Source organism: Streptomyces sp. NPDC051452, from assembly GCF_044454765.1.
Lineage (GTDB): Bacteria > Actinomycetota > Actinomycetes > Streptomycetales > Streptomycetaceae > Streptomyces.
The window spans coordinates 23,070-39,346 of the sequence record NZ_JBITEB010000023.1; the positions used below are offsets into that span (position 1 = coordinate 23,070).

A 16,277-nucleotide genomic window follows, 5' to 3' on the forward strand; every position below is an offset into this window, starting at 1 on the left:
GGCCGTCGAAGGAGACCCAGCCATGCCGATCGAACAGCGCGGAGTCGACACCATCCCGGACGAGGAGCGGACCAGCGGTCCGCGCGACCTCGTCTCGATCCTGCTCGGCTCCAACCTCTGCCTCGGAGTGATCATCTTCGGCTGGCTGCCGCCGTCCTTCGGGCTCGGCTGGTGGGCCTCGGTGAGCTCCGTCGTCGCGGGCACCGTGGTCGGCACGCTGTTCACGGCCCCGCTCGCGCTGGTCTCGCTACGCACGGCGACCAACCTGTCCACCTCCTCCGGCGCCCAGTTCGGGGTCCGGGGCCGGCTGGTCGGCTCGGTGGTCGGCCTGCTGCTGGCCCTCGGCTACACCGCCCTGACGGTGTGGATCGGCGGAGACGTGATGCTGGGCGTCCTCGGCCGGCTCTTCGGGGTGCCGGCCGACGGGGTGTCGTACGCCGTGGTCTACGGGGTGCTCGCCGCGGCCACCGTCGCGGGCGCCATCTACGGCTACCGGGTGCTGCTGGCCATGTCCCGGGTGCTGGCCGTCGGCATGACGGCCCTGCTGCTGCTCGGCGTCCTCGCCTACGCCCCGCACTTCACCACCGCGGCGCTGCCGGACGCGGGCGGCTATCTGCTGGGGTCCTTCTGGCCGACCTGGTTCCTGGCCGCGGTGGCGGCGGGCCTGTCCGGCCCCATCGCCTTCATCACGCTGCTCGGCGACTACACCCGCTACATCTCCCCCGCGCGCCACTCCAGCCGCAAGGTCCTGCACGCCACCTGGCTCGGCCTGATCCTGGGGCTGCTGGTGCCGCAGCTGTTCGGCACCTTCACCGCGTACGCGGCCGGCGCGGCCGGCGACTACGCGGGCCCGCTGGTCGCGGCCTCCCCCGTCTGGTACCTGGTGCCGCTGCTGCTGTCGGCCTCCGCCGGCTCGGTCGGCAACGCCGGACTGATGCTGTACTCCATGGGCCTGGACCTGGACGCGATCCTGCCCAGGGCGTCCCGGGCCCGCGCGACCCTCACGGTCGCCGTCGTCGCCACGGCCTGCGTCTTCGCAGGCCACTACGCCTGGAACGCGCAGTCGGCGATGACCTCCTTCGTCCTCCTGCTGACCGCCATCGGCACCCCGTGGGCGGTCATCACCCTCATCGGCTTCGTCCGCTGCCGCGGTGTGTACGACGCCGACGCCCTCCAGGTCTTCAACCGCCGGTCCCAGGGCGGGATCTACTGGTACCGGGCCGGCTGGAACCCGCGGGCCGCCGCCTCCTGGGCGGTCGGCGCCCTGGTCGGGCTGCTGGCGGTGTCCCTGCCGTCGTACGAGGGCCCGCTGCTGACCCTGACCGGCGGGGTGGACTGCAGCTTCCTGCTGTCGGGCGCGGTCGGCGGAGCGGTGTACCTGGCGCTCTCGGCCCGGCCGGTCCCGGCCCTGATCGAGGCACGGGACGAGGCGGCTCGCACCGGGAGCGGGGCCCGGCGCTGATCCGCGGCCGGATGACGGTGGCGCACCCGCCGGGGCGGGTGCGCCATGGCCGTCCGACGCGGGTGCGCCATGGCCGTCCGGCCGTCGGCCGTCGGCCGTCAGCCGTCAGCCGTCAGCCGTCAGCCGTCAGCCGTCAGCCGATCGTGTGCATCCAGCCGTGCTTGTCCTCGGTCATACCGCGCTGGAGGCCGAGCAGCGCCTCGCGCAGCCGGAGCGTGACCTCGCCGGGGTTGCCGTCGCCGTGGGTCCAGCCGTCCGTCTTGGTCTTGACGTGCCCGATCGGGGTGACCACGGCCGCGGTGCCGCAGGCGAAGACCTCGGTGAGGGCGCCCGAGGCGGCGTCCGCGCGCCACTGGTCGAGGGTGATCACGCCTTCCTCGGCGGTGTAACCGAGGTCGCGGGCGACCTGGAGCAGCGAGTCGCGGGTGATGCCCTCCAGGATCGAGCCGGTCAGGGCCGGGGTGACGATCCGGTCGCCGTAGACGAAGGCGACGTTCATGCTGCCGCTCTCCTCGATGTTGGTGCGGGTGACCGCGTCGAGGTAGACGACCTGGTCGCAGCCGTGCGCGGCGGCCTCGGCCTGCGGCAGCAGGGAGGCGGCGTAGTTGCCGCCGGTCTTGGCGGCGCCGGTGCCGCCCGGGACGGCGCGGACGTGGTCCTCGGCGACCCAGATGGTGACCGGGCGCACGCCCCCGGCGAAGTAGGCGCCGGACGGGGAGGCGATCAGCATGAAGAGGTACTCGTTGGCCGGGTGCACCCCGAGCGCGGCCTCCGTGGCGAACATGAAGGGACGCAGGTAGAGGGACTCCTCGCCACCGTGCGCCGGGACCCAGTCGGCGTCCTGGGCGAGCAGCGCGTCCAGCGCGCCGATGAACAGCTCGTCGGGCAGCTCGGCCATGGCCATGCGGCGGGCGGAGTCGCGGAAGCGGCGGGCGTTGGCCTCGGGCCGGAACACCGCGATCGAGCCGTCGGGCTGCCGGTACGCCTTCAGGCCCTCGAAGATCTCCTGGCCGTAGTGCAGGACGGCGGTGGAGGGGTCGAGGGAGATCGGGCCGTACGGGACGAGCTGCGCGTCGTGCCAGCCGCGGCCCTCGGTCCACCTGATCGTCACCATGTGGTCGGTGAAGTGGCGGCCGAATCCGGGATTGGCCAGGATCGCCTCGCGCTCCGCGGCGGCGAGCGGGTTGGCAGACGGCTTGAGCTCGATCGTGGGCGTCGTCATGAGTGGTTGTCCTTCACCGGTTGTAGTGACGGGCCGCGCTCACGCCCATATTGCCAGTCCTTCTAGGACGTCCGAGCTTTCCCTCATACCGCGGCTCCGCGTTCGATTATCGCGCGGAGCCCACGGCCGACGGAATCGGGGTGGCGGCGGTCCGGGGTCGATGGTGGCACCCGGCGGGGACACGAAGGAAGCCGCCGGGTGTGGTGACCCGGCGGCTTGTGCTGGTCGAGCGCCGGGTCAGCCGGCTACTCGGGCGGCGAGCGCGTCACCGATGCGCGAGGTGGAGCGCTCGCCGAGCGCGGCACGCTCGGTCAGGTCGGCGGCGACCGCCGCGTCGATGCGGTCGGCCTCGGAGTCGTAGCCGAGGTGGCGCAGCAGCAGGGCGACGGACAGGACCGTGGCGGTCGGGTCGGCCTTGCCCTGGCCGGCGATGTCCGGTGCCGAGCCGTGGACCGGCTCGAACATGGACGGGAACGTGCGGTCCGGGTTGATGTTGCCCGAGGCTGCCACACCGATACCGCCGGAGATGGCCGCGGCGAGGTCGGTGATGATGTCGCCGAAGAGGTTGTCGGTGACGATGACGTCGAACCGGCCCGGGTCGGTGACCAGGTAGATCGTCGCCGCGTCGACGTGGATGTAGTCAGTGGTGACGTCGGGGAACTCCACGGCCACCCGGTTGAAGACGTCCGCCCACAGATGCCCGGCGAAGGTCAGCACGTTGTTCTTGTGGACCAGCGTGAGCTTCTTGCGCGGGCGCGCCTGGGCCCGGGCGAAGGCGTCGCGGACCACCCGCTCGACACCGAAGGCCGTGTTGACGGAGACCTCGGTTGCGACCTCGTGCGCGGTGCCCTTGCGGATGGTGCCGCCGTTGCCGGTGTAGGGGCCCTCGGTGCCCTCGCGGACGACGACGAAGTCGATCTCCGGCTGGCCGGCCAGCGGGGTGGCGACACCCGGCAGCAGCTTCGACGGACGGAGGTTGACGTGGTGGTCGAAGGCGAAGCGGAGCTTGAGCAGGAAGCCGCGCTCCAGGACACCGGACGGCACCGACGGGTCGCCGAGGGCGCCGAGCAGGATGACGTCGTGCCGCTTGAGCGCGTCGAGGTCGGCGTCGGTGAGGGTCTCACCGGTGGCGTGGTAGCGCTTGGCGCCGAAGTCGTACTCCTTGGTCTCCAGCTTCACATCCTGCGGCAGGACGGCGGAGAGGACCTTCAGACCCTCGGCCACGACCTCCTGGCCGATGCCGTCACCGGGGATCACTGCGAGATTGATGCTGCGAGACATGCGGGAACCCTACTCTTCGTCCCAGGTGATGACACAGACCGTCCGCCATTCGGACGGCCCGTGTCGGCGACCGACCTCGCTCAGTGGCCGGTCTGGCCGCCGTTGTCGCGGCGGTCGAGGGCGCGCTGAAGAGCGGCGGCGGCGTTCTTGCGGTCGGAATCGCTCGTGCGGGACAGGTGGCGGACTCGGCGGACGGTCGTCTCGGCCATGGGAATCGACTCCTTCGGCATACGGGAGTACGGCAGTGAGGGGTTTCGAGACGCCGGAGGTGGCGGGGAGCGTCGGCCGCAGGGGTTGCCTGCACGGGGCCCGGCTCACGACCGCCATTCGCTGGATCGAGCGAGACGTTCGGCTCCTACAAAACTAAGCGAACCGGCCGCGTCTGTCTGCACAGTTACTCGGACTTCCTACTATCTGAGACGGCGCCCGGAAATGGCGACGGGCCGGGAAGCCTGCTCGGGGGTCAGGCTTCCCGGCCCGTGGGCGGAGGGGGCTGGTCAGCCCATGTGCGGGTACGCGTAGTCGGTCGGCGGGACCAGGGTCTCCTTGATGGCGCGGGTCAGCGTCCAGCGCAGGAGGTTCTGGGGGGCACCGGCCTTGTCGTTGGTGCCGGAGGCGCGGCCGCCGCCGAAGGGCTGCTGGCCGACGACGGCGCCGGTCGACTTGTCGTTGATGTAGAAGTTGCCCGCGGCGAAGCGGAGCTTGTCCATCGTGTACGCGGCCGCGGCGCGGTCGCCCGCGATGACCGAACCGGTGAGCGCGTAGTCGGAGACCGACTCCATCTGCTCCAGCATCTCGTCGTACTTGTCGTCCTCGTAGACGTAGACGCCGAGGATCGGACCGAAGTACTCGGTGCGGAAGACCTCGTTCTCCGGGTCGGTGGACTCGATGACGGTCGGACGGACGAAGTAGCCGACCGAGTCGTCGTAGCTGCCGCCCGCGACGATCGTGCAGGTCGGGTCCTGCTTGGCACGGTCGATGGCGGCCTTGTTCTTGGCGAAGGCGCGCTCGTCGATCACGGCGCCGATGAAGTTCGACAGGTCGGTGACGTCACCCATGGTCAGGTAGTCGACCTCGGCCGCGAACTCCTCCTTGAAACCGGAGTTCCAGATGGACGCCGGGATGTAGGCGCGGGAGGTGGCGCTGCACTTCTGGCCCTGGTACTCGAAGGCGCCGCGGGTCAGGGCGGTCTTGAGGATCGCGCGGTCGGCGCTCGGGTGGGCGACCAGGAAGTCCTTGCCGCCGGTCTCGCCGACCAGGCGCGGGTAGGCGCGGTACTTCTCGATGTTGTTGCCGACCGTCTTCCACAGGTACTGGAAGGTCTTGGTCGAGCCGGTGAAGTGGATGCCCGCGAGGTCGCGGTGGGCCAGGGCCACGTTGGAGACCTCGATGCCGTCGCCGGAGACGAGGTTGATGACGCCCTTGGGCAGACCGGCCTCCTCCAGCAGCTCCATCAGCAGCACGGCGGCGTGCGTCTGGGTCGGGGACGGCTTCCACACCACCACGTTGCCCATCAGGGCCGGGGCGGTCGGCAGGTTCGCGGCGATCGCGCTGAAGTTGAACGGCGTGATCGCGTAGACGAAGCCCTCCAGCGGGCGGTGGTCCAGGCGGTTCCACACGCCCGGGGAGTTCGCCGGGGGCTGCTCGGCGAGGATCTGGCGGGCGTAGTGCACGTTGAAGCGCCAGAAGTCGACCAGCTCACAGGGGCTGTCGATCTCCGCCTGCTGGGCGGTCTTGGACTGGCCGAGCATGGTGGAGGCGGCGATCGTCTCGCGCCACGGGCCGGCCAGCAGCTCGGCGGCGCGCAGGATGATCGCGGCGCGGTCGTCGAAGGCCATCGCGCGCCAGGCGGGCGCGGCGGCCAGGGCCGCGTCGACGGCGTCCTGGGCGTCCTGCGCGGTGGCGTTGCGAAGCGTGCCGATGACGGCCTTGTGGTTGTGCGGCTGGACCACCTGGAAGGTCTCGCCGCCGCCCATGCGCTTCTCGCCGCCGATGGTCATCGGCAGGTCGATGGGGTTCTCGGCCAGCTCCTTGAGCTTGGCCTCCAGGCGGGCGCGCTCGGGCGAGCCGGGGGCGTAGCCGTGCACCGGCTCGTTGACGGGGGTGGGGACCTGGGTCACAGCGTCCATGAGATCCGTAACTCCTTGTACGTGAGCGGGTGTGCGGGCTCAGCCCGTGCTGATCATGCTGCGAACGAAGAAGCGCAGGTTGGCCGGCTTCTCCGCGAGACGGCGCATACTGTGCCTTCCCGGGGGGCGACCCCCGGACCCCCGGCCGACGGCGCGGCACGGCCTCGTCGTGTCAGCCACGGCTGATCATGCTCCTCAGGAAGAACCGGAGGTTGGCCGGCTTCTCCGCCAGACGGCGCATGAAGTAGCCGTACCAGTCGGTGCCGTAGGCGGTGTAGACGCGCATGCGATGGCCCTCGGCGGCCAGACGCAGGTGCTCGTCGCCGCGGATGCCGTACAGCATCTGGAACTCGTACTCGTCGAGCTTACGGCCGGCCTGGTGGGCCAGCTCCTGTGCGATCGAGATCAGGCGCGGGTCGTGGGACCCGACCATCGGGTATCCGTCGCCCTCCATCAGTGTCCTGAGGACGCGGACGTACGCCTTGTCGATCTCGTGCTTCTGCTGGTAGGCGACCTCGGCGGGCTCCTTGTAGGCGCCCTTCACCAGGCGCACGCGGCTACCGGAGGCGGCCAGGCGGCGGGCGTCGGCCTCGGTGCGGAAGAGATAGGCCTGGATGACGCAGCCGGTCTGCGGGAAGTCCTCGCGCAGTTCCTCGTGGATGGCGAACATCGAGTCCAGGGTGGTGTGGTCCTCGGCGTCGAGCGTGACGGTCGTACCGATGGCCGCGGCCGCCTCGACGACCGGGCGGACGTTCGCGAGCGCCAGCTCGTGGCCGTTGTCCAGCGCCTGCCCGAACATGGACAGCTTCACGGACATCTCGACCTTCTCGCCCAGCTCGAGCTCCTTGAGGTGGTCGATCAGCCGCAGATAGGCGTCCCGGGCGGCGGTGGCCTGCTCGGGGGTGGTGATGTCCTCGCCGACGACGTCCATCGTCAGCTCCAGGCCCTTGGCCGTCAGCTCCTCGATGATCGGGACGACGTCGGTCACGCTCTCGCCGGGTATGAAGCGGTCGACGACCTGCTTGGTGACCGGGGCCGCCGAGATCAGGCGTCGCATCCGGTCGCTGCGCGACGCGGCGAGAATCACGGGACCCAGCACGGGGCACCTCCACAGACAAGCACCGAAACGGCCGTCACCCGACGTTTCGGGTACGGCACGGAGAACCACCGTGAAACCTAAGGATCTCTCCGATCCTGAGCCATCGACAGCTGTCACGCATCCGTGCACGGGATCTCGGACAGATGTATGACGGCGGCGGGAAATGCGGGAGAATGCCCGAGTGACGGCGGCGGACAAGGGTGAGTACCAGGAGCTCGTGGACGAGATCTCGGAGCTGCTGGGCGTTCCGGCGACCCTGGAGAACCGCGACTTCGAACTGATCGCCTTCGGCGCGTACGACAGTGAGGACGAGCTGGATCCCTCCGCGCTGGACCCGGTGCGCACCCGCTCGATCCTGACCCGGCGCTCGACGGCGACCGTGCGGTCCTGGTTCGAGGGCTTCGGCATCACCCGCGCCACCGACCCCGTGCGGATCCCGCCGACCCCGGAGGCGGGGGTCTACCGCGGGCGCATCTGCCTGCCCGTGCGCCATCGGGGGGTCGTCCTCGGCTATGTGTGGCTGCTCGACGGCGACCCGGGGCCGACGGACGCGCAGCTCGGCGCCGCCATGCGGGTGGCGGGCCGGATCGGCGCGCTGCTCGCGGACGAGGCGGAGGCCGGGGCCGGGCTGAGCCGGGAGCTGCGGGCGGTGCTCACCGCGGAACGCGGCTGGCAGCGGGAGATGGCGGTGGCCGAGCTGCGCACCGCCCTCGGCCCCCGCGCGGACGGCCCGCACACCCTGGTCTGTCTCGCCCCCTGGCCCTGCGCCGACCCGGACGAGGCCCCCTCCCCGCGCACGGTCCCGCACGCGACGGCGTTGTGCACACTGCCGTGGGGCGCGACGGGGCAGAGCCTCGCGGTGCTGGTGCGGCTGCGCACCACCGACACCCCGGCCCCGGCTCTGACGGCCGCGGCCCGGCTGCTGAAGGAGGCGGAGGGGGCGCGCGGCCGGCCCGCCGGGGTGGGGCCCGCCGCGGGGGTCGGCGAACCCCGCGGCGGTCTCGCCGAGTTGGGCACGGTCTGGCAGGAGGCCCTGGCGGCGGCGCGTGCCGCGCTGGCCGAGCCGCGCTTCGGGCCGGTCGCGCAGTGGACGCGCATCGGGCCGTACCGGATGCTGACCGCGCTGCCCGTGGAGTCCGTGCAGGACCCCGTGGTCGGCCCGCTGCTCTCCCCCGCCCACCGCGAGCTGGCCCGCACCGCCGAGGTCTACCTCGACTGCGCCGGCCAGGCCGGCCGTACCGCCGCCGAACTGGGCATCCACCGCCAGACCCTGTACTACCGCCTGTCCCGGGTGGAACGGCTGACGGGCCTGGACCTGGACGACGGGGAGGACCGGCTGCTGCTGCACATGACGCTGAAGCGGGCGCGGCTGTGAGGCCGTGCCGAACCGGGGTCAGGCGGTCGCGGTCTCGGCGGCGGCCGTGGCGCCCGCGGCCTCGATGATCTGCCGCAGGCCCTCGGTGAGGGCGTCGCCGTCGGGGGCGGTCTCGGGGTCGAAGGTCCACTGGGCGATGAGCCCGGTCATCAGCGTCAGATAGAACCGGCCCAGGGTGTCGGCCCGTTCGTCGGACACGTCCTCCTCCGGGACCCCCGTCATCAGGGCGACCAGGCCACGGCCGCCCTCCCGCTGGGCCCGGGACAAGTGGGCGCGGACCTCGGGCAGTTCGATGGTCATCACCTCCATGCTGAGCCGCCAGACCGAGCCCGGCTCCCGCATGGTGCCGACGATGTTCGTCCAGACGGAACGGAAGCGTTCGAGCGAGCCGGGCGCCCCCTCGGTCGCCGGGGCGCCGCCGTCGTCGAACCCGGAGGACGCGTTCTCCACCAGCGCCACGTAGGCCTGCGCGAGAAGCGCGTCCTTGGAGCCGTAGTGGTAGCCGATCGAGGCCAGGTTGGTGCCCGACTCCCGGACGATGTCGCGCGCCGTCGTACGCGCGAACCCCTTCTCCAGCAGGCAGCGCTTGGCGCCTTCGAGCAGATCCTCACGGTGTCCCATGCGTTTCACCCTACTCCGCAATCCATACAACCGTCCCGGACGCCCGTCTTATACAAGCGTCATAGACAAGCGTTTAGGACGCGCGTACAGTCACCGTCATGACGAACTCGACGAGCACCACCCCCGTCGGCGCCGCGAGCGGCCCGGTCCGCGCCGGGCGCCGTGAGTGGACCGCGTTCGGCGTGCTGATGCTGCCGCTGCTGCTGGTGTCCATGGACGTCTCGGTCCTGTACTTCGCGACCCCCGCGATCAGTGCCGATCTGCACCCGAGCGGCACCCAACAGCTGTGGATCTTCGACATCTACGGCTTCGTCCTGGCCGGACTGCTGATGACGATGGGTTCGCTGGGCGACCGCGTCGGCCGCCGCCGGCTTCTGCTCATGGGCGCCGCGGCCTTCGGTGGCGCCTCACTGCTCGCCGCCTACGCGGACAGCGCCGGGACCCTGATCGCGGCCCGCGCGGTCCTCGGCATCGGCGGCGCGACCCTGATGCCGTCCACGATGGCGCTGCTGCGCACGATGTTCACCGATCCCGGCCAGCGCGCGAAGGCCATCGGTGTGTGGTCCGGCGTGATGACCGGTGGTATCGCGCTCGGCTCGGTGATGAGCGGCATCCTGGTCGAGCACTTCTGGTGGGGCTCGGTCTTCCTGGTCAACCTGCCCGCGATGGCACTGCTGCTGCTCCTCGGTCCGGTGCTGCTGCCGGAGTCGAAGGATCCGCACCCGGGGGCTTTCGACTGGAGAAGCGTCCCGCTGTCGATGGCCGCCGTGCTACCCGTGATCTACGGCCTGAAGGAGATCCCCTCCGAGGGCTGGCACCCGCTGTACGTCGTCTCGATCGGCGCCGGTCTGCTCTTCGCGGCCCTGTTCGTCCGCCGGCAGCGCGCCGGCGCCTCGCCGCTGATCCCGCCGGCCCTGCTGAGGGGACACGGCTTCGCCCCGGCGCTGGTGCTGAACCTCGTCGCCGCCCTCGCCATGATGGGCTCGGCCATCTTCACCACCCAGTACCTCCAGTCCGTCCTCGGCGAGAGCCCGCTGGCGGCGGCCCTGTGGAGCCTGCTGCCGTCGGTGTTCATCGGCGTCGCCGGACCGCTCACCGCGCAGCTCGTCCAGCGGGGCGTCGACCGGGGGTCCGTCGTCGCCGGCGGCTTCGTGGCCATGGCGGCCGGGTTCTCGCTGCTCGCCCTGATCGGCACCGACTCGCTGTGGCTGGTGCTGACCGGGGCCGGCGTCCTCGCCTGCGGGATGGTCGCGATCTCGTCCCAGCTGGTCGACCTGGCCATGAGCAGCGCCCCCGTGGAGCGCGCGGGCACGGCCTCCTCCCTGCTGGAGGGCAGCACCGAGTTCGGCGGCGCGCTCGGCATGGCGGTCCTCGGCTCCATCGGCACGGCCGTCTACCGCCACGAGATGCCGGCCACCGCGCCGGCCCGGGCCCGCGAGACGCTGGGCGACGCCCTCGTCACCGCCGCGCACCTGCCCGGCGGGGCGGGCGCGTCCCTCCTGGCCACGGCCCGGGAGGCGTTCACCACCGGGATGCGGGGCGCCGCGATCGCGGGGGCGGTACTGGTGGCGCTGGCGGCGGTCGGTGCGGCGCTGTCCCTGCGCGGGCTCGGGGACGAGCGGAAGTAGACGTGCGAGAGCGCCGGGCGGGCCGAGAGATCTCGGCCCGCCCGGCGCTCTCGTACGTTCGCTCAGACCAGGTTCACGGAACGGGCGGAGGTCGCCCCGATCTCGTCCGCCAGCTCCGCCAGCACGCCGGGGGCGACGGTGTCGTCCACGGTCAGCACGGCCAGCGCCTCGCCGCCGACCGCCGCACGGGCGACCTGCATGCCGGCGATGTTGATGCCCGCCTCGCCGAGGATCCGGCCGACGGTACCGACGACACCGGGACGGTCCTCGTAGCGCAGGACGACCATGTGGTCGGCGAGCGCCAGGTCGACGTCGTAGTCCCCGACGGCGACGATCTTCTGGAGGTGCTTGGGGCCGGCCAGCGTGCCGGAGACCGACACCTCCTCGCCGGTGCCGAGGGTGCCGCGCACCGTCACCACGTTGCGGTGTTCGGCCGACTCCGAGCTGGTGGTCAGCCGGACCTCGACACCGCGCTCCTGCGCGAACAGGGGGGCGTTGACGTACGACACCGTCTCGTCGACGACGTCCTCGAAGACGCCCTTGAGCGCGGACAGCTCCAGCACCTTCACGTCGTGCTGGGTGATCTCGCCGTACACCTCGACGTCGAGACGGACCGCGACCTCGCCGGCGAGCGCGGTGAAGATGCGGCCGAGGCGCTCGGCGAGCGGCAGTCCGGGCTTGACGTCCTCGGCGATGACGCCGCCCTGGACGTTGACCGCGTCCGGCACCAGCTCGCCGGCGAGGGCGAGGCGGACGGACCTGGCGACGGCGATGCCCGCCTTCTCCTGGGCCTCGTCGGTGGAGGCGCCCAGGTGCGGGGTGCAGACCACCTGGTCCAGCTCGAACAGCGGGGAGTCCGTGCAGGGCTCCTTGGCGTACACGTCGAGACCGGCGCCGGCGACGCGGCCCTCCTTCAGCGCCGCGTACAGCGCCGCCTCGTCCACGATGCCGCCGCGGGCCGCGTTGACGACGCGCACGCTGGGCTTGACCTTGCGCAGCGCCTCGTCGCCGATCAGGCCGAGGGTCTCGGGGGTCTTGGGCAGATGGACGGTGATGAAGTCGGAGACCTCGAGCAGCTCGTCGAGGGACAGCACCTTCACGCCCATCTGCGCGGCCCGCGCGGGCTGCACATAAGGGTCGTAGGCGACGACCTTCATACCGAAGGCGGACATGCGCTGGGCGACCAAGGCTCCGATGCGGCCGAGGCCCACCACGCCGAGGGTCTTCTCGGCCAGCTCCACACCGGTGTACTTGCTGCGCTTCCACTCGCCGTTCTTCAGAGCGGTGTTGGCCTGCGGAATGTGGCGCGCGGTGGCCAGCAGCAGACCACAGGCCAGCTCGGCGGCGGTCACGATGTTGGAGGTCGGCGCGTTGACGACCATCACGCCGGCCTTGGTGGCGGCGGAGACGTCGACGTTGTCCAGGCCCACGCCGGCGCGCGCGACGACCTTGAGCTTCTTGGCGGCGGCGATGGCCTCCGCGTCGACCTTGGTGGCGGAGCGGATCAGGATCGCGTCGACGTCGGCGATGGCGGGGAGCAGTTCGGCTCGGTCCGCTCCGTTGGCGTGCCGGATCTCGAAGTCCGGGCCGAGCGCGTCGACAGTCGCGGGCGAAAGCTCTTCAGCGATGAGTACGACAGGTTTCGAGCTCACGTGAGTCCTCACAAGTCCAATGCGGACGGCCGTCCCGACGGCCGCAGGCGGTGGAGGGGCTAGCCGCGGAAGACGCACGACGCTGTGGGCCTGACGCGTGTTGTCCAGCAGTCTAGTGGCGTGGCGGGCGGCGCATTGCGCCTCCGCGTAAGGATCACCCGTCCGTGGCTGGACGGGGTGGACAACAGGGGCCGGCGCGATCCGCGCCGGCCCCTGCCACGAGGCCTACGCCTCCTCGTTCACCCAGCTCATCAGCTTGCGCAGCTGCTTGCCGGTGGTCTCCAGCAGGTGCTCGGAGTCCTGCTGCTTGTACTCCTCGTACTTCTTCAGACCGCCGTGGTACTCGTCCATCCAGTTGGTGGCGAACGTGCCGTCCTGGATCTCGGTGAGGACCTTCTTCATCTCGGCCTTGGTGGCGTCGGTGATGATGCGCGGGCCGGTGACGTAGTCGCCCCACTCGGCGGTCTCGGAGACGGACCAGCGCATCTTCTCCAGGCCGCCCTCGTACATGAGGTCCACGATCAGCTTCAGCTCGTGCAGGCACTCGAAGTAGGCGATCTCCGGCTGGTAGCCCGCCTCGACCAGGGTCTCGAAGCCGGCCTTGACCAGGGCGGAGGTGCCGCCGCACAGCACGGCCTGCTCACCGAACAGGTCGGTCTCGGTCTCCTCGGTGAAGGTCGTCTTGATGACACCGGCGCGGGTACCGCCGATGGCCTTGGCGTACGACAGGGCCAGCGGGAAGGCGTTGCCGGTGGCGTCCTGCTCGACGGCGGCGATCGCCGGCACGCCGCGGCCCTCCTCGTACTGACGGCGCACCAGGTGGCCCGGGCCCTTCGGGGCGACCAGGGCGACGTCGACGCCGGCCGGGGGCTCGATGAAGCCGAAGCGGATGTTGAAGCCGTGCGCGAAGAACAGCGCGTCGCCGTCCTTCAGGTTCGGGGCGATGGACTCCTTGTAGACCTGCGCCTGGATCGGGTCCGGGATCAGGATCATGATGACGTCGGCCTCGGCGGCGGCCTCGGCCGGGGTCACCACGCGCAGGCCCTGCTCCTCGGCCTTGGCCTTGGACTTGGAGCCCTCGTGCAGACCGACGCGGACGTCGACACCGGAGTCACGCAGCGACAGCGCGTGGGCGTGGCCCTGGCTGCCGTAGCCGATGACCGCGACCTTGCGGCCCTGGATGATGGACAGGTCGGCGTCAGCGTCGTAGAACAGCTCGGCCACTTTGGGTTCTCTCCTTGGTGTGCAGGTTGTGCGTCCCACCGTATGCCGGTGGGCGGAAGGGACGTTTCAGGGTCTCGGGATACGGGCGGTCGGCGCGCCGGCCGCTGCCGGCCTCAGGCCGACCGGTCCAGAGAGCGCAGCGAGCGGTCCGTGATGGAACGGGCGCCGCGGCCGATCGCGATGGTCCCGGACTGGACCAGCTCCTTGATGCCGTACGGCTCCAGCATCTTGAGCATGGCGGAGAGCTTCTCGCCGGATCCGGTGGCCTCGATGGTGACGGCCTCCGGGGAGACGTCGACCGTCTTGGCGCGGAACAGCTGGACGATCTCCACGATCTGGGAGCGCGTCTCGTTGTCGGCGCGCACCTTCACCAGGACGAGTTCGCGCTGCACCGCCTGGCCGGGTTCCAGTTCGACGATCTTCAGCACGTTGACGAGCTTGTTGAGCTGCTTGGTGACCTGCTCGAGCGGCAGGTCCTCGACGCCCACCACGATGGTGATGCGGGAGATGTCGGGGTGTTCGGTGACGCCGACCGCGAGCGAGTCGATGTTGAAGCCGCGGCGGGAGAACAGGGCGGCGATCCGGGCGAGGATGCCCGGGGTGTTCTCCACCAGGACGGAGAGCGTGTGCTTGGACATGGTCTTCGGGTCTTCCTCGCTCAGTCGTCGTCGTTGTCGCCGAAGTCGGGGCGGACGTCCCGGGCGGCGAGGATCTCGTCGTTGGAGGTGCCGGCGGCGACCATCGGCCACACCATCGCGTCCTCGTGGACGATGAAGTCGACGACGACGGGACGGTCGTTGATGGAGTTCGCCTCCGCGATGACCTTGTCGAGGTCCTCGGGGCGCTCGCAGCGCAGGCCCACACAGCCCATCGCCTCGGACAGCTTCACGAAGTCCGGCACGCGCGTGCCCTTGGCCCCCGGGTTGACGTCGTCCGGGCCGCTGTGCAGCACGGTGTTGGAGTAGCGCTGGTTGTAGAAGAGGGTCTGCCACTGGCGGACCATCCCCAGGGCGCCGTTGTTGATGATGGCGACCTTGATCGGGATGTTGTTCAGGGCGCAGGTGGTCAGTTCCTGATTGGTCATCTGGAAGCAGCCGTCGCCGTCGATCGCCCAGACCGTCCGCTCCGGCCGGCCGGCCTTGGCACCCATGGCGGCCGGGACCGCGTAGCCCATGGTTCCGGCGCCGCCGGAGTTCAGCCAGGTGGCAGGCGTGTCGTACTGGATGAAGTGCGCGGACCACATCTGGTGCTGGCCGACGCCCGCCGCGAAGATCGTGCCCTCGGGCGCGAGCTGCCCGATGCGCTCGATGACCGCCTGCGGGGAGAGCGAGCCGTCCTCCGGCTGGTCGTAGCCGAGCGGGTAGGTCTCGCGCCAGCGGCTGAGGTCGCTCCACCAGGCGGTGTAGTCGCCCTTGTGGCCCTCGCTGTGCTCCTTCTGCACGGCCTGGACCAGGTCGGCGAGGACCTCGCGGGCGTCCCCGACGATCGGCACGTCGGCGTCCCGGTTCTTGCCGATCTCGGCCGGGTCGATGTCGGCGTGGACGATCTTGGCGTACGGCGCGAAGCTGTCCAGCCTGCCGGTGACGCGGTCGTCGAAGCGGGCTCCGAGGGCGACGATCAGGTCGGCCTTCTGCAGCGCGGTGACGGCGGTGACCGCACCGTGCATGCCCGGCATCCCCACGTGCAGCGGGTGGCTGTCGGGGAACGCGCCGAGCGCCATCAGGGTGGTGGTGACGGGCGCTCCGGTGAGTTCGGCGAGCACCTTCAGCTCGGCGGTGGCCCCGGCCTTGAGGACGCCGCCGCCGACGTAGAGGACCGGCTTGCGGGCCGAGGTGATCAGCCTGGCCGCCTCGCGGATCTGCTTGGCGTGCGGCTTGGTCACCGGGCGGTAGCCGGGCAGGTCCATCACCGGCGGCCAGGAGAACGTGGTCCGCGCCTGGAGGGCGTCCTTGGAGATGTCGACCAGGACCGGGCCCGGACGGCCGGTGGAGGCGATGTGGAAGGCCTGCGCGATGACCCGCGGGATGTCCTCGGCCTTGGTGACGAGGAAGTTGTGCTTGGTGATCGGCATGGTGATGCCGACGATGTCCGCTTCCTGGAAGGCGTCCGTGCCGATGGCCTTCGAGGCGACCTGGCCGGTGATCGCGACCATCGGTACCGAGTCCATGTGCGCGTCGGCGATCGGCGTGACCAGGTTCGTCGCGCCGGGTCCCGAGGTGGCCATGCAGACGCCGACCTTGCCGGTGGCCTGCGCGTAACCGGTGGCCGCGTGGCCCGCGCCCTGCTCGTGGCGGACCAGGACGTGCCGCACCCGGGTGGAGTCCATCAGCGGGTCGTACGCCGGGAGGATCGCGCCGCCGGGAATGCCGAACACCGTGTCCGCGCCGACCTCCTCGAGGGAGCGGATGAGGGACTGCGCGCCCGTGACGTGCTCGACGGGGCCGGAGTGCTGTCCTCCGGAACGGGGCCGCGGCTGCGGATGGTGGGCCCCGGTGGCCTGCTCGGTCATCGGCATTCTCTTCTCGATGCTGAGGGTTTTTGCGAAGTTTGAGCGGAGTTCAGGTGCCGCACGAAGGGCACTCGT

At 70.8% G+C, this 16,277-nt stretch carries 13 protein-coding genes; 3 read left to right on the plus strand and 10 right to left on the minus strand.

Features of this window, described 5'->3' with window-relative positions:
- Nucleotides 1–22: 22 nt before the first annotated feature.
- Nucleotides 23–1,462, plus strand: coding sequence for a cytosine permease (locus ACIBA9_RS35310; RefSeq protein ID WP_399369492.1), 1,440 nt, complete (start codon nt 23–25; stop codon nt 1,460–1,462).
- A 133-nt stretch (nt 1,463–1,595) separates the two neighbouring features.
- On the opposite strand, the gene ACIBA9_RS35315 is transcribed toward ACIBA9_RS35310, so the two are convergent.
- The 5 genes from ACIBA9_RS35315 to ACIBA9_RS35335 form a co-directional block, all read right to left on the minus strand.
- Nucleotides 1,596–2,684, minus strand: a complete 1,089-nt coding sequence (locus ACIBA9_RS35315; protein ID WP_362161743.1) for a branched-chain amino acid aminotransferase — start codon at nt 2,682–2,684, stop codon at nt 1,596–1,598.
- Nucleotides 2,685–2,921: 237 nt separating this feature from the next.
- Entirely contained in the window at nt 2,922–3,965 is a 1,044-nt protein-coding gene (locus ACIBA9_RS35320) for a 3-isopropylmalate dehydrogenase (RefSeq protein WP_399369495.1), read from the minus strand.
- An 80-nt stretch (nt 3,966–4,045) separates the two neighbouring features.
- On the minus strand, nt 4,046–4,174 hold the full coding sequence (locus tag ACIBA9_RS35325) for a hypothetical protein (RefSeq protein ID WP_362161747.1): 129 nt from the start codon (nt 4,172–4,174) through the stop codon (nt 4,046–4,048).
- Nucleotides 4,175–4,462: 288 nt separating this feature from the next.
- The gene (pruA, locus tag ACIBA9_RS35330; protein WP_399369497.1) at nt 4,463–6,094 is read right to left on the minus strand and encodes an L-glutamate gamma-semialdehyde dehydrogenase; all 1,632 of its coding nucleotides are present in this window, start codon (nt 6,092–6,094) and stop codon (nt 4,463–4,465) included.
- Between the two features lie 172 nt (nt 6,095–6,266).
- Complete coding sequence (locus ACIBA9_RS35335) at nt 6,267–7,193, minus strand: proline dehydrogenase family protein (RefSeq protein WP_399369499.1); 927 nt, start codon at nt 7,191–7,193, stop codon at nt 6,267–6,269.
- Between the two features lie 163 nt (nt 7,194–7,356).
- On the opposite strand from ACIBA9_RS35335, the gene ACIBA9_RS35340 reads away from it, so the two are divergent.
- Complete coding sequence (locus ACIBA9_RS35340) at nt 7,357–8,568, plus strand: PucR family transcriptional regulator (RefSeq protein ID WP_399369501.1); 1,212 nt, start codon at nt 7,357–7,359, stop codon at nt 8,566–8,568.
- Nucleotides 8,569–8,586: 18 nt separating this feature from the next.
- Here the strand turns inward: ACIBA9_RS35340 and ACIBA9_RS35345 are convergent, their stop codons facing one another.
- Nucleotides 8,587–9,189 (minus strand): TetR/AcrR family transcriptional regulator, encoded by a 603-nt coding sequence (locus tag ACIBA9_RS35345; protein ID WP_399369503.1) that lies wholly within the window; start codon nt 9,187–9,189, stop codon nt 8,587–8,589.
- A 98-nt stretch (nt 9,190–9,287) separates the two neighbouring features.
- On the opposite strand from ACIBA9_RS35345, the gene ACIBA9_RS35350 reads away from it, so the two are divergent.
- Nucleotides 9,288–10,817, plus strand: a complete 1,530-nt coding sequence (locus ACIBA9_RS35350) for an MFS transporter (protein ID WP_399369505.1) — start codon at nt 9,288–9,290, stop codon at nt 10,815–10,817.
- Nucleotides 10,818–10,879: 62 nt separating this feature from the next.
- Here the strand turns inward: ACIBA9_RS35350 and serA are convergent, their stop codons facing one another.
- The 4 genes from serA to ACIBA9_RS35370 form a co-directional block, all read right to left on the minus strand.
- Nucleotides 10,880–12,469 (minus strand): phosphoglycerate dehydrogenase, encoded by a 1,590-nt coding sequence (gene serA, locus ACIBA9_RS35355; RefSeq protein ID WP_399369507.1) that lies wholly within the window; start codon nt 12,467–12,469, stop codon nt 10,880–10,882.
- A 225-nt stretch (nt 12,470–12,694) separates the two neighbouring features.
- Entirely contained in the window at nt 12,695–13,693 is a 999-nt protein-coding gene (gene ilvC, locus ACIBA9_RS35360) for a ketol-acid reductoisomerase (RefSeq protein ID WP_362161770.1), read from the minus strand.
- Nucleotides 13,694–13,806: 113 nt separating this feature from the next.
- The gene (gene ilvN / locus ACIBA9_RS35365; RefSeq protein WP_362161772.1) at nt 13,807–14,331 is read right to left on the minus strand and encodes an acetolactate synthase small subunit; all 525 of its coding nucleotides are present in this window, start codon (nt 14,329–14,331) and stop codon (nt 13,807–13,809) included.
- Nucleotides 14,332–14,351: 20 nt separating this feature from the next.
- Nucleotides 14,352–16,202 (minus strand): acetolactate synthase large subunit, encoded by a 1,851-nt coding sequence (locus tag ACIBA9_RS35370; RefSeq protein WP_399369510.1) that lies wholly within the window; start codon nt 16,200–16,202, stop codon nt 14,352–14,354.
- Between the last annotated feature and the right edge of the window lie 75 nt (nt 16,203–16,277).